This is a genomic window from Arthrobacter sp. Ha26 (genome assembly GCF_059091705.1).
The window spans coordinates 135,631-148,555 of sequence record NZ_JBNHGX010000007.1 but is presented as its reverse complement, the minus strand read 5'-3'; the positions used below and the strand labels follow the sequence as shown (position 1 = coordinate 148,555).

Sequence of the window (12,925 nt, the reverse complement as noted above, 5' to 3'; positions counted from 1 at the left end):
TAGCTTCTCACACACGGTTGGCCCGTCATTGACGCCAAACGGGCTCCTGCCCTGCCGCTGCCGGTGCCAACGCCGGTGCCCCTCCTTCACCGGTCGCCCGGACAGCCTAAACGTCTGCGCCGAGGCGCTGGCTGATGACTGTGGAGACGCCGTCGCCCCTCATGGTCACGCCGTAGAGAGCGTCCGCCACTTCCATGGTCCGCTTCTGGTGCGTGATGACAATGAGCTGGCTGGACTCCCGGAGCTCCTCGAAGATGGTGATCAGCCGGCCCAGGTTGGTGTCATCCAGGGCGGCCTCGACCTCGTCCATGACGTAGAAGGGCGAGGGGCGGGCCTTGAAGATGGCCACGAGCAGGGCGACGGCCGTCAGCGAGCGCTCACCGCCGGACAGGAGCGAGAGCCGCTTGATCTTCTTCCCCGCAGGCCGGGCTTCCACTTCGATGCCGGTAGTCAGCATGTCCCCCGGGTCGGTGAGGACCAGCCGTCCCTCGCCGCCGGGGAAAAGCCGCTCGAAGACCCTGGTGAACTGCGCCTGCGTGTCTTCGAAGGCTTCGGTGAAGACCCGTTGCACGCGGTCATCCACTTCCTTGATGATGTCCAGCAGGTCCTTGCGGCTGGCTTTCAGGTCCTCCAGTTGGGTGCTGAGGAACTGGTGGCGCTCCTCAAGAGCTGCGAACTCCTCCAGTGCCAGGGGGTTGACCCGGCCCAGGCTGGCGAGATCCCGTTCCGCTTTCTTGAGCCGTTTCTCCTGCTCGTCGCGGACGTAGGGTTTCCCTTCGAGAATTTCCGTTCCGCTGGCATCCACGGGGGCGCGCAGGGCCGCCCACTTGTCCCCGCTTGCCTCGGCCGGGACCGGAACGGGGACCTCCGGGCCATAGTCCGCCACCAGGGCGTCCGGTGTGATTCCGAGTTCGTCGACGGAACGGCCTTCGAGTGTTTCGATCCGGGCTAGCTGCTGTGCGCGGGCCAGCTCGTCGCGGTGCACGGTATCCGTGAGCTCTGCCAGTTCCCGCGCGGAGGTGTCGTTGGCTGTCCGGATCTGCAGCAGTTCCCGGTCCCGCCGTTCCCGGTTTTCCTCCGCGAGGTCGCGTTCGTGCCGCGCCAGGTCCACCGAGACATCCATGTACCGCAGGGCCAGTTCCACGGCCGCCGCAACGGCGGAAGCGCGTTTCGCCTGGGCACGGCGGCGGCGTGCGCGTTGGGCTGCTTCCTCGCGTGCCCGCCGCTCGGTGGCCGCGGCGCGCTCCAGGGACGCAACCCGGTTTTGCGTGGCCGCCAGTTGTTCTTCGGCGCTGCGCAGCGACAGCCGGGCCTCCACCTCGGCGGCCCTGGCCGTGGCCGCTGCCACGGCCAGGTCATCCCGATGGGCAGTGGAGGGTTCCTGCTCCAGCGGCGCCTCCTGGGCGGCGGCGAGCCGGGCGGCCACGGCAGCGAGCGCTTCCTCTTCCGCGGCCACGTTTCGTTCGGCCCGTGCCAGGGATGCCGCGAGCCTTTCACTTTCACCCACGGCGCTGCGGAGGACGGAATTCAGGTGGCCAAGTCGCTCGGCAACAGCGGCCAGCCGCGCATCTGATTCATGCAGCCGGTCCAGGGCAGCGTCCGCCCGTTCCTGCGCCTCGGACCGCCGGGCCTCGGCGCCGGCCAGGGCAAACCTGCTTCGCTCAAGTCCGGCGGTGACGGCCGAAAGCTGGCCTTCGGCGTCGTCCACTGCCGCCTGGACTTCCAAAAGCGACGGCGCCTTGGCTGACCCGCCAGTGGCCGAGACCGCGGTGAAGACATCCCCCGCACGGGTCACCGCAGTGATCGCTGGCCGGGCCGACACCACCTGGGCCGCTGCCTCAATGTCGGCGACGACGGCGATGCCCGCCAGCAGGTGACGCACCGCGGATCCGGAGCGTCCGGCATCCTTGACGAGCCCGGCAGCCCACACGGCTCCTTCAGGAAGGGAAAGCGATGGGCGGGCCCCAGCTTCGGAAGCGTCATCAACGGAAGCGAGCAGGAGCGACGCGCGTCCGGCATCGTCATCCTTCAGAACCTGGACCACGGCTGCCGCTGCTGCTTCGTCCCGTACCAGCACCGCTTCCGACGCCTCCCCCAACGCAGCGGCGATGGCTGTTTCAAAGCCCGGCTCCACCGTCAGTTCCGCGGCGAGGCTTCCCAGCACTCCTTCGACGCCTGCCTGCAGGACGTGCCCGGCCCCGTCCTTCCTGGTAAGGCCCAGCTTCAGGGCATCCAGCCGCGCTGCGAGGGCATCACGCTTCCGGATTCCCTCGCTGACGGCGGCGGTGAGCCCGGAGATTTCCTGCAGCACCGCGTCGAGGGCGTCGCTGGCGGCCTCATAGTCCGCGTCCAGGGATTCCTCGCCTTCTTCCACCCCTGCCACCTGGTTTTCAAGTGCCGTGAACTCGGATTGTGCCTTGGCGCGCCGTTCCAGTCCGGCGGCCTGGGAATCCCGGAGCCTTCCTAATTCAGCCTGGGCTGATTCCACCCGTGACCGGGCTGCGGCAACCTGCCCCGCCAGCCGCGCCAGCCCTTCGCGGCGGTCCGCAGCGGCCCGCAACACTGCTGTCAGCCGTTTGTCTTCGGCCAGTGCTGCGGCTTCGGCTTCCGCCTTTGCTGCGCTGGCTGATTCCAGGGCGCTCCGCCTGGCAAGGATGTGGCGCTCAAGTTCGGCGAGCTCCTCACGGACCCGGACGGCCTGGCGCTCCAGCTGTTCAGGATCCCGTCCCGCCGGGGCCGGCTCGGTGGAACCGAGCAGGCGGCTGCGTTCCTGGGCAAGCGACCCGAGGGAGCGGAGCCGTTCACGTGAGGCCGTGAGCCGGTACCAGGTGTCGCGCGCGGCATTGAGTTTTGGGGTGGCCTCCGCGGCGAGCTGCTCCAGGGCGGCCTGCTGCCGCCGGCCGGCCTCGAGTTCCTGTTCGACGGCGGCGCGCCGGGATTTAAGGGCGGCTTCATCTGCCACTTCCTGCTCCAGGGCTTGCTGCAGCTGGACAAGGTCATCCGCCAGGAGCCTGGCCCGGGCGTCGCGGACGTCGAACTGGACACGCTGGGCGCGCCGGGCAACGTCAGCCTGTTTTCCCAGCGGGGTCAGCTGGCGCCTGATTTCTCCGGTGAGGTCCGTGAGCCGCTGGAGGTTGGCCTGCATGGCCTGCAGTTTGCGCACCGTCCGTTCCTTGCGGCGCCGGTGCTTGAGGATGCCTGCTGCTTCCTCGATGAAGCCGCGGCGGTCCTCCGGGGTGGCATGCAGGACCCTATCGAGCTGGCCCTGGCCCACAATCACGTGCATCTCGCGGCCCAGCCCTGAATCGGACAGCAGTTCCTGGATGTCCAGCAGGCGGCAGCTTGCACCGTTGATGGCATATTCGGACCCGCCGGCCCGGAAGAGCGTCCGCGAGATGGTCACTTCGCTGTACTCGATGGGCAGGGCACCGTCGGTGTTGTCGATGGTCAGCGAGACATGGGCCCGTCCGAGCGGCGCCCGGCCGGATGTTCCGGCGAAGATGACGTCCTCCATCTTCCCGCCGCGAAGGGTCTTGGCGCCCTGCTCCCCCATCACCCAGGCCAGGGCATCTACCACATTGGATTTGCCGGAGCCGTTGGGGCCCACTACGGCGGTGACACCTGGTTCGAACTCGAAAGTGGTGGCGGACGCAAATGACTTGAACCCCCGGACTGTCAGGCTTTTGAGGTGCAAGGCGTTTCTGGTCTCCTGGATGGGGTGGGCGATGCTTCGCTGCACCAAATCTACTGCGTTATGGTGGATTGCCCCGGATTAACGGGCGGTCCGCGGCGTATCCGTGCCTTGGGCAGCGGGCGGACTACCAGCGCCCGTTGCGGGGGCGGGGCTGGCACACCGGGCAGGTGTGCGAGGAACGGTTCATGAACTGGTCCCGGCGGATCAGGGCATGGATTCCCGCGGCGGCGCACCGCTGGCACGGCTGGCCCTCCCGGCCGTAGGCGTTGAGGGACCGGTCGAAGTACCCGGAGGCGCCGTTGACGTTGACGTAGAGGGAGTCGAAGCTGGTTCCGCCGGCGGCCAGCGCATCAAGCATGACGTCGTGGGCGCAGGCCAGCAGCCTCTCCGCGTCGGCCTTGCGGAGGGTGTCTGTGGGCCGGGCGAAGTGGAGGCGGGCACGCCACAGCGCTTCGTCGGCGTAGATATTTCCGATGCCGGACACCAGGCCCTGGTCCAGCAGGGCCCGTTTCAGTCCCGTTTTGCGTTTGCGGAGGCGGCGGTAGAAGAGGTCAAACGAGAAGGCGGGGTCCAAGGGATCCCGGGCGATGTGCGCCGCTTCCTCCGCAATGAGCGGAAGGGGCGATTCGGCGAGTCCGCCCGGGCCGCCGTCGTCCGTTGGGACCAAAGAGGTGACAAACAGGCCGCCGAAGATCCGCTGGTCCACGAACCGCAATTGTTCGGGCGTGCCATCCCTGGAACTCAAGCGGAAGCGCACTTTAAGGTGTTTCTCGTCCGGTACGTGGCCGTCCTGCATCAACAGCTGGCCGCTCATGCCGAGATGCGCCATCAGCGCAAAGGTCGGGTGCCCGCTTCCGGAAGGGCCCGGATCCTGGGGGCGGGCGGATGCATCCACCAGCGGCATCCAGAGGAACTTGCCCCGGCGTACGACGTCGGCGATGGTGGTGCCTTCAAGGTTTCCGACGAAATCTCCGGCCCCGAGCGCGTGGCGGCGGATGGAACGCGGGTCCAGCACTTCGACGCGTTCAATGGTGCGGCCGCGGACCCAGTTCACCAGGCCGCGGCGGACCACCTCAACCTCGGGAAGTTCGGGCACAACGCTACTTGGCCGCTATTGAGCCGGCGGACTTGCCCCCGTTGCTGGAAGGGACGGCGCTGGAAGCCGCTTTGCCGGTAAGGGCCCGCCAGGCGTCGGCGGCAGCTTCCTGCTCCGCTTCCTTCTTGGAGTGGCCGCTGCCCTTGCCGTACGCCGTGCCGCCGATATGCAGGACCGCGGTGAAAACCCGGGCATGGTCGGGGCCCGAACCCTCCACCGCATAGTGGATGGTTCCGAGCTGGCGGCTGGCCGCAAGTTCCTGGATGCTGGTTTTCCAGTCGGTCCCGGCGCCCAGGGCGGCGGCGTCCTTCAGCAGGGGCCCGATCAGCCGCATGACCAGCTGCCGGGCCGTCTCGATATCGTTGGACACGTAAGTGGCCCCGATCAGGGCCTCCATGGTGTCCGCCAGGATGGACGCCTTGTTTTTGCCTTCGGTGAGCTTTTCGCCCTGCCCGAGGTAGATGTATTCCCCGATGCCCAGGCTCCGGCCGATGCCGGCAAGGGCACGGGTGCTGACCACGGCCGAACGGCGCTTTGCGAGATCGCCTTCGGGGAGGTTCGGGTTGTCCCGGTACAGGGCGTCCGTTACGGAGAACCCCAGGATGGAGTCGCCGAGGAATTCGAGCCGCTCGTTGGTGGGAATGCCGCCGTTTTCGTAGGCGTAGGAACGGTGTGTGAGCGCAAGACGAAGCGTCCCGGCGTCAATAGAGACACCGAGACGCTTCAAAAGCTCTTCAGTTGAAGACATCATGTCAGCCTGAGGGGCCGATTAGACGTCCGCGACCTTGCGGCCCTTGTACTCAAGGAACAGCGCGGTGCCGGCCGAGTCGGTGACAACCTTGGCCTGGTGCGGCAGGCTGTAAGTGACCTGGCCGTTCTCCACGGTCTTCACCAGGTGGGGGGCGGTCGCCTTCCACTGCGAGCGGCGGGCGCGGGTATTCGAGCGAGACATTTTCCGCTTGGGAACAGCCACGGCTAACTCATTTCTCTCTAGACAAACACGTACAAATCAATTTTGCCGGTCAGGCTTAGCCATATCAGCTAGGGCAGCCCAGCGAGGATCCAAGACCTCGTGGTGGTGCCCCGGCTCGTCTTCCAGGCGAACTCCACATTCGGAGCAAAGGCCCTGGCAGTCTTCCCGGCACACCGGCTGGAACGGCAGATTGGTGACAACCGCGTCCCGCAACACCGGTTCAAGATCGATTACATCGTGCTCGACTCGACGTTGCTCTTCATCATCTTCTCCGTCCGAAAGCTGTACGCCCTCATAGAAGAAAAGTTCTTGCACATTGACCTCAAGGTCATACGCAAGGGGATCCAGGCATCGACCGCATTCGCCGGTTACTTCGGCAAGCGCGGTTCCCGATACCAGAATTCCTTCGTGTACGGCCTCAAGCCTCAGATCCAGCTCGACATCCGAGCCTTCCTGAACACCAATGAGCGCCACACCAAGATCACCCGGTGCGGGTACATGTTCCTTCAGTGTCCGCATGCTTCCCGGACTGCGTCCGAGGTCCTTGACGTCGAACGCCAGGGGCGAACCAGCATCTCTTTTAATGAGAACTCCTGTTGAACATATGACCGACGTACCATCTTAGCCTGAAGAGCCGCGGGGACTCAAACCAGCCAGCGGGGACCGCCGAAGTACCTGACTAGCCTACCCTCTTGGCTGCTGATCGGGCGCCGACTCGCCCGCCAGCATCCTCCGGTGCACCGACCTGGGGACGTAGTCGGAGACGCTGCCGCCCAGGCTTGCGACTTCCTTGATCAACGTGGAGGACAAGTGGATGTAGTGGGCCTCGGCCGGCAGGAAGACCGTTTCCACCCCGCTTAATTGGCGGTTCATGGTGGCCATGGGCAGCTCATAGTCGAAGTCGGAGGAAGACCGGAGGCCCTTGACGATGGCTGACACGCCGCGCTGCCGGCAATATTCCGCGAGCAGACCTTCCCCCACTGGTTCCACCACAATGCCCTTCAGCAGCGCCAGGGTTTCCCGGGCCATGTCCAGGCGCTCCGCAAGCGTGAACCTGTATTTCTTGGCCGGGTTGGTGGATACCGCCACGATGACCTCGTCAAACAGGCCGGCCGCGCGCGCAATAACCTCGAGATGGCCGTTGTGGATGGGGTCAAAGGATCCGGGGCAGACAGCTCGTCTCATGCTCCGAACCTACCCCATGGAAAGGCCGGGATACCATGACTGGATGCATCCTCCACGGGAACTTTCCACCCCCACGGCCCCCGCCCCCTGGCAACGGACCGCGCTCGGAGCCAACCTCCTCGGGGCCGACGGCGGGCTGGGCGTCACCATCTTCGAGGAGATGACCGCGCTTGCGGCGCAGACGGGTGCCATCAACCTGGGCCAGGGCTTTCCGGACGAGGACGGGCCGCTGGAAATACGGGAAGCTGCCCGTGCCGCCATCGCGGCCGGCGCGAACCAGTACGCGCCCGGGAAGGGAGTCCTGGAACTGCGGGAAGCCGTGGCTGCCCACCAGGAAAGGTTCTACGGCCTCACCCCTGATCCGCTGACCGAGGTCATCATTACCACCGGCGCCACCGAAGGCATTGCCGCCGCCTTGCTGGCCTTCACCGGCCCTGGGGACGAGGTCCTGACCTTTGAACCGTTCTACGATTCCTATGGCGCGGTCATCGGGCTGTCCGGTGCCACCCACGTGACAGCTCCGCTGCTCGCCCCCGACTTCATGCCGGACCTGACCGCCCTGGAAGCTGCCTTCACAGAGCGGACCCGGGTGGTACTGCTGAACAACCCGCACAACCCAACTGGTGCCGTGTTCCCGCGGACCGTCCTGCAGCGCGTGGTGGAGCTGGCCCGGAAGCATGACTGCCTGATAATCACCGACGAAGTGTATGAACACCTGACCTTTGGCGTCAGCCACGTCCCGGTCGCGTCCCTCCCGGGTGCCGGTGACCGTACCATCACCATCTCCTCGGCCGGGAAGACTTTTTCACTGACCGGCTGGAAGATCGGGTGGGTGACAGGCCCGGAAGACCTCGTGTCCGCCGTGCGCACCGTCAAACAGTTCCTCACCTACAGTTCGGGCACGCCCTTCCAGGCGGCCATTGCCGCCGGGCTCGGCCTGCCGGACGAGTTCTACGAGGGCGCCGCCGCCACCCTCAAGCGCAAGCGGGACATCCTCAGTGACGGGCTGAGGGCCGCCGGTTTCGACGTCTACACTCCGCAGGGCACGTACTTCGTCAACGTCGACACCGCACCGCTGGGAATCCATGACTCCGTGGATCTGGCCCGCAGGCTTCCGGGCCTGGTGGGGGTGGCCGCGATACCGGTCCCTGTTTTCTGCCATCCGGAAGGTGCGGAGAGGACAAGCAGCCTGCTCCGGTTCGCGTTCTGCAAAAAGACAGAGGTCCTGGAGGAGGCCGCCACCAGGCTGGCCACCCTGGGCGGGCTGGTCTGATGCCGGCAGGCACGGGAGGACGGGCGGCACGGTTCCTCCGCACCACCGGACAGCACGCGTCCATTGAACCGGACGCCTTCAGCGAAGGCAGCTACGTGCTCAGCATCGGCGGTGCCGAGCAGTCCCACGTGAACCTGGCGCGGCCGGATGAGATCTTCTACGAGTACCTGAGGCGGATCGGGCACCTGGTGGACCTTGCGGCGCAGGCAGGAACGCCGGTCACGGCCCTGCACCTGGGAGCCGGGGCCCTCACACTGGCGCGCTACATCCAGGCGACACGGCCCGGGTCGGTCCAGTATGCCGTGGAACTGGAGCGTGAACTCCTCGATTTCGTCCTTCGGGAGCTGCCCCTGCCCGAGGGGACAAACCTGCATACCCTCATCGGGGATGCCAGGGATGCGCTGACCGAACTTGACCCCTGCCTCCGCTTCGACGTGGTCATCCTGGACATCTTCTCCGGACCGGAAGCGCCGGCGCACCTCGCCTGCAGGGAGTTTTACCGGGAACTGCGGCAACGGCTTGCCCCGCGCGGGCTCCTGCTCGTCAATGTTGGGGACGAGCCAGGCCTCACCCTGGTCCGCAGCCAAGTGACGGCAATGCGGCTGGCGATGGCCGACGTCGCGGCTTTTGCGGAAGCAGGGATGTTTGAGGGCCGCTACCCCGGGAACATTATCCTGGCCGGCACCCAAACACCCTGGCCCGCAGGCTGGTCCGAAGAGCTGGCCTTCCGGGGACCGCATCCGGCCAAGGTCCTGGCCGGTGTGGACCTGGACGCCCTCGAGGCCTAAGCCTCCGCACCTTCGGCATCAAGGGCGTCGGGGTCGATGGCGTCCGGCACAAAGGGCTCTGCGAACCACAACCGGGTCTCGCCGTACTTTTTCTCCGCAAACCGTGCGAGCCCGCCCGGCCATCCCGGTTCCGGCGAACGGGACGACCGCTCCACCACCACCACGGCCGCGGGCGCCAGGTGGGGGGCAAGTTTAGCGAGCACCGCGGACAACGCGGCTTCCTCCAGCGGATAGGGCGGGTCCAGGAACACAAGGTCCCAGGCTGCTTCGACGGCTGCACGTTCCAGGAACGGTTCCACTTTGGACCGGTGCACAGTCACTGCTTTTCGCGCCAGGACCCCATTGATAAGGTCCGCGTTGCGCTGGCACACAGCACTGGCTTTGGCATCGGACTCCACCAGGTCCACGGAGCCGGCTCCCCTGCTCCCGCTCTCCACCCCCAGCGATCCTGAGCCGGCGTAAAGGTCAAGCACCCTGGCGCCGCTGATGACGCCAAAGGCGTCAAGCCGTGAGAACAGCGCTTCCTTGACCCGGTCCGTGGTGGGCCTGGTCAGGGAACCCGGGACAGCCTGCAGGGGTGTGCCACCCGCTGCTCCTGCGATGATCCGGCTCACTCGGCGCCCGTGCTTCCGCCGCCGCGCCTTGTGGGTCCCATGATGCTAACCGCGTTCAAGGAACGCCTCCTTTTCAGGGTTGAGGTACTTCTCGATTGCTTCGGCCAGTTCCTGGTGCGCGGCCAGCGACGGGTCCCGTGACACGATCTGCTGGGCATCGTCACGGGCCCGGCTGATCACCGATTCATGCTCGAGCACGCGCAGCAGCCTAAGCGTGGAACGGCCGCCGGACTGGGAGGCGCCCAGGATGTCGCCCTCGCGGCGCAGCTTCAGGTCCTCCTGGGAGAGCTCGAAACCGTCAGTGGTGGCGGCAACGGCCTCCAGCCTCTTCCTGCTGGGATGGCCGGGCTCCAGGGCAGTGACCAGCAGGCAGGTTCCCGGCAGCCCGCCCCTGCCCACCCGGCCGCGCAGCTGGTGCAACTGCGAGATGCCGAACCTGTCGGCGTCGAGGATAACCATCAGCGTGGCGTTGGGCACGTCAACACCCACCTCAATCACGGTGGTGGAGACGAGCAGCTTGACCTGGTTGTCCACAAAACCGGCCATGGCCGCTGCTTTTACGTCGGGCGGCTGCCGGCCGTGAAGCGGTGCCAGGGGAACACCGGAAAGTGCCGGCTCGGCCAGAAGCTGTTCGACGACGGCGGTGACGGAGGCGAGTTCCCGCCCGTTTTCCCCGTCCAGGGCCTCGTCAAGGTCCGCTTCACCGGGACTGAAGTCGCCGTCGTCGTCGGTACCGATCTTGGGGCAGACCACATAGACCTGGTGCCCGTCATCTATTTCCTCGCGGGAACGGGACCAGATGCGTCCGGCCCAGGCAGGGTTTTCGGCAAGGCCCACCAGGTGGGTGTTGATCGGCGCCCGGCCCGCGGGCAGTTCGTCCAGCACCGAGGTCTCAAGGTCCCCGAACACGGTCATGGCAACAGTGCGCGGGATGGGCGTGGCGGTCATGACCAACAGGTGGGGAGGTTTCCGTGCCTTGGCCCGGAGCGCGTCGCGTTGTTCCACGCCGAAGCGGTGCTGCTCGTCCACCACGATCAGGCCAAGATCGTAGAAGGTGACATTGCCGCTGAGCAGGGCGTGGGTGCCGATGATGATCCCTGCGGTCCCGGAAGCAGCGTCGAGCATGGCCTGCTTGCGGGCAGCGGCGGGCATGGAACCTGTAAGCAGCGTGACCTGGACGGAGTCGGCCTCCAGCGCACCCAGCAGGCCATCCCTGGAGAGTGGTCCCAGGGCACGCCGGATGGATTCATAATGCTGGGCGGCGAGGACTTCGGTGGGTGCCAGCAGTGCGGCCTGTCCGCCGGCGTCCACCACCTGCAGCATGGCACGCAGCGCCACGACGGTCTTGCCGGACCCCACTTCGCCCTGCAGCAGCCGGTTCATGGGCGAGTCGCGCGCCAGTTCGGCTGCCAGGGTCTTGCCGATGGCGGCCTGCCCCGCGGTGAGGGTGAAGGGGAGGTTTGCATCGAAGGCGGTCAGCAGTCCGTCGGGAACCTGGCGCCGTGCCGTTGCTTCTTCCGCCGCCAGTTGCGCCCTGCGGCGGGCCAGCGCGGACTGCAGTACCAGCGCTTCGTGGTACCGGAGCCGGTCCTGGGCGCGTCGCCAGTCGTCAGCGGTTTCGGGTGCGTGGATGAGGCGGTAGGCCTGGGCCAGCGGCAGGAATTTTTCGCGGCTGGCCACGGCGGGCGGGACCGGATCGGGCAGGGCGTCCAGGTCCAGCGTTTCCAGCAGGGCGTGGACGGCCTTCTGGATTTTCCAGCTGGGCAGTTTTGAGGTCGCCGGGTACACGGGGATGGGCATCGCGGCGATTTTTTCCGGGTCGTGGCCGCCGTCGCTGAAGGGGTCGTCGTCAAGCAGCTGGAAGTCGGGGTTGGTCAGTCCCAGTGAGCCTTTGTAGCTGGTGACTTTCCCGGAGAACAGGGCACGCCGTCCCTGGAGGAGATCACTTTTGGCTTTATACCCGTTGAAGAAGCTGATTTTCAGGGTTCCGGGGACTTTGCCGCGGAAGTCACGGCCGCCCACCAGCCGAAGCCCCCGCTGCCCGTCGTCGTCGGACACGATGACATCGGTGATGGTCCCGCGCCGGGCCTGCATGTTCCGGGTGCTGCTGGACAGCACCCGGGCGATGAGGGTGACCTCTTCGTCCAGCGGGAGCTCGCTGATGGGGGTGAGCTCGCCGCGGTTCAGGTAGCGGCGCGGGAAGTAGTTCAGCAGCCCGTCCACGGTGGTGATGCCAAGATGTTTCTCGATGACGGTTGCGGAGCGCTTCCCGATCCGCCGTTCCAGCGCAAGATCCAGTTCAGCGGTCATGCCCACTGGAGTTCACTGCATCCGTGTGAGGTTCGCGCGGCACGGCGAGGTCGCTGATACTGAGTTGGGCCGGCTCCCCCAGCGCCCTGATGATGCTGACAGCCGGTTCCGGCTCCGGAACGTGCACATGCACCCGCCAGCGGTAGTTCCCGTCGGTGTCTTCGTTGCCGCCCACCTGGCTCATGATGACGGACTCGCCGATTTCGTCGAGCTGCTGGCGGAGGGTGGCTGCGTGGAGGGGAGAAAGGCTGATGGTGCACATGACCTCGACGCCGTCGTCATCGGGCAGGGCCGTATGGATGTGGGGATCGGAGACGTCGTAGCCGTGCAGGCCGTCGAGCAGCTCGCTCTGGAGTTCCTCACCCAGGACGGCGGACCTAAGGCAATCCAGGATCAGGAGCATTCCCACTCCCCCGGCGTCCACCACCTTGGCCGAGGTCAGGGCGTCCAGCTGGTCCTCGGTGCGGATCACGGCAGCCAGGGCGCCTTCAACGGCGGCGTCCAGGGCCAGGCCCAGGGCGTGGTTGCTGTCATCACCGTTCTGTCCGGCGTCCACCGCCGCGGCGGCCCGCGCGGCCGCCTCCATCACGGAGAGCATGGTTCCGGGAACTGGGTCGCTGAGGGCAGACCATGCCCTGATCTGGGCCCGGTTCAACGCTGCGGCGAGCAGGGTGGAGGTCAGCCGGGTGTGGCCGGCCAACGGTTCAGCCGCAGCGCACAGGAACACCGAGAACAGGGTCCCGGAGTTTCCACGGGCTTCCTCCATTGCAGCCTGCCCGGCAGCAGCCAGAACGACGCCGACATCCAGCTGGGTGGGCTGATCATCAGCTGCAGCAGCGGACCGGGCAGCCGCGCGGACCGTCAGGTACAGGTTGGTACCGGTGTCCCCGTCTGCTACCGGGAAGATATTGATGGCGTTGAGGCGGTCGCTGTGGTTTCCGATGACAGTCTCAGCCTTGCCCAACCACCTCTTCATCGCTTGCGCGTTGGCG

Annotated in this window: 11 protein-coding genes; 2 read left to right on the top strand and 9 right to left on the bottom strand. The window is 66.4% G+C overall.

The features are described from left to right. Positions 1-106 precede the first annotated feature (106 nt). The 6 genes from smc to coaD all read right to left on the bottom strand — a co-directional run bounded on the left by smc (position 107) and on the right by coaD (position 6,948). Complete coding sequence (smc, locus tag AC5RVY_RS16375; protein WP_493955841.1) at positions 107-3,694, bottom strand: chromosome segregation protein SMC; 3,588 nt, start codon at positions 3,692-3,694, stop codon at positions 107-109. A gap of 124 nt (positions 3,695-3,818) precedes the next feature. Then, complete coding sequence (gene mutM / locus AC5RVY_RS16370; protein ID WP_493955755.1) at positions 3,819-4,790, bottom strand: bifunctional DNA-formamidopyrimidine glycosylase/DNA-(apurinic or apyrimidinic site) lyase; 972 nt, start codon at positions 4,788-4,790, stop codon at positions 3,819-3,821. Between the two features lie 4 nt (positions 4,791-4,794). Beyond that, positions 4,795-5,538, bottom strand: coding sequence for a ribonuclease III (gene rnc / locus AC5RVY_RS16365; protein WP_493955840.1), 744 nt, complete (start codon positions 5,536-5,538; stop codon positions 4,795-4,797). A gap of 21 nt (positions 5,539-5,559) precedes the next feature. Next, complete coding sequence (gene rpmF / locus AC5RVY_RS16360; RefSeq protein ID WP_009356569.1) at positions 5,560-5,763, bottom strand: 50S ribosomal protein L32; 204 nt, start codon at positions 5,761-5,763, stop codon at positions 5,560-5,562. Positions 5,764-5,799: 36 nt separating this feature from the next. Beyond that, positions 5,800-6,324 (bottom strand): YceD family protein, encoded by a 525-nt coding sequence (locus AC5RVY_RS16355; protein ID WP_493955839.1) that lies wholly within the window; start codon positions 6,322-6,324, stop codon positions 5,800-5,802. A 123-nt stretch (positions 6,325-6,447) separates the two neighbouring features. Then, the gene (gene coaD / locus AC5RVY_RS16350; RefSeq protein WP_493955754.1) at positions 6,448-6,948 is read right to left on the bottom strand and encodes a pantetheine-phosphate adenylyltransferase; all 501 of its coding nucleotides are present in this window, start codon (positions 6,946-6,948) and stop codon (positions 6,448-6,450) included. A gap of 43 nt (positions 6,949-6,991) precedes the next feature. Here coaD and AC5RVY_RS16345 point away from each other — a divergent pair, with 43 nt between their 5' ends. Together AC5RVY_RS16345 and AC5RVY_RS16340 are read left to right on the top strand one after the other, a co-directional pair. Continuing rightward, on the top strand, positions 6,992-8,221 hold the full coding sequence (locus AC5RVY_RS16345; protein ID WP_493955753.1) for an aminotransferase class I/II-fold pyridoxal phosphate-dependent enzyme: 1,230 nt from the start codon (positions 6,992-6,994) through the stop codon (positions 8,219-8,221). Then, positions 8,221-9,009, top strand: coding sequence for a spermidine synthase (locus tag AC5RVY_RS16340; protein ID WP_493955752.1), 789 nt, complete (start codon positions 8,221-8,223; stop codon positions 9,007-9,009). The genes AC5RVY_RS16345 and AC5RVY_RS16340 overlap by 1 nt, the downstream gene beginning before the upstream one ends. Here AC5RVY_RS16340 and rsmD read toward each other — a convergent pair. Genes rsmD through AC5RVY_RS16325 form a run of 3 tightly spaced genes read right to left on the bottom strand, consistent with a single transcriptional unit; the run spans position 9,006 to position 12,909 of the window. Next, positions 9,006-9,623: a 16S rRNA (guanine(966)-N(2))-methyltransferase RsmD gene (gene rsmD / locus AC5RVY_RS16335; protein WP_493955751.1), complete on the bottom strand. Its 618-nt coding sequence runs from the start codon at positions 9,621-9,623 to the stop codon at positions 9,006-9,008. The genes AC5RVY_RS16340 and rsmD overlap by 4 nt on opposite strands. A gap of 45 nt (positions 9,624-9,668) precedes the next feature. After that, positions 9,669-11,933: an ATP-dependent DNA helicase RecG gene (locus AC5RVY_RS16330; RefSeq protein ID WP_493955750.1), complete on the bottom strand. Its 2,265-nt coding sequence runs from the start codon at positions 11,931-11,933 to the stop codon at positions 9,669-9,671. Continuing rightward, positions 11,923-12,909 carry a DAK2 domain-containing protein gene (locus AC5RVY_RS16325; protein WP_493955749.1) on the bottom strand — a complete coding sequence of 329 codons (987 nt, stop codon included), beginning with the start codon at positions 12,907-12,909 and terminating at the stop codon, positions 11,923-11,925. The genes AC5RVY_RS16330 and AC5RVY_RS16325 overlap by 11 nt, the downstream gene beginning before the upstream one ends. Positions 12,910-12,925: the final 16 nt, after the last annotated feature.

What these genes read in the sequence shown, in the direction of transcription:
- AC5RVY_RS16345 (WP_493955753.1), top strand. Translation starts at nt 6,992, where the DNA reads ATGCATCCTCCACGGGAACTTTCCACCCCCACGGCCCCCGCCCCCTGG.
- AC5RVY_RS16330 (WP_493955750.1), bottom strand. Translation starts at nt 11,933, where the DNA reads ATGACCGCTGAACTGGATCTTGCGCTGGAACGGCGGATCGGGAAGCGC.
- AC5RVY_RS16325 (WP_493955749.1), bottom strand. Translation starts at nt 12,909, where the DNA reads ATGAAGAGGTGGTTGGGCAAGGCTGAGACTGTCATCGGAAACCACAGC.
- coaD (WP_493955754.1), bottom strand. Translation starts at nt 6,948, where the DNA reads ATGAGACGAGCTGTCTGCCCCGGATCCTTTGACCCCATCCACAACGGC.
- AC5RVY_RS16340 (WP_493955752.1), top strand. Translation starts at nt 8,221, where the DNA reads ATGCCGGCAGGCACGGGAGGACGGGCGGCACGGTTCCTCCGCACCACC.
- rnc (WP_493955840.1), bottom strand. Translation starts at nt 5,538, where the DNA reads ATGTCTTCAACTGAAGAGCTTTTGAAGCGTCTCGGTGTCTCTATTGAC.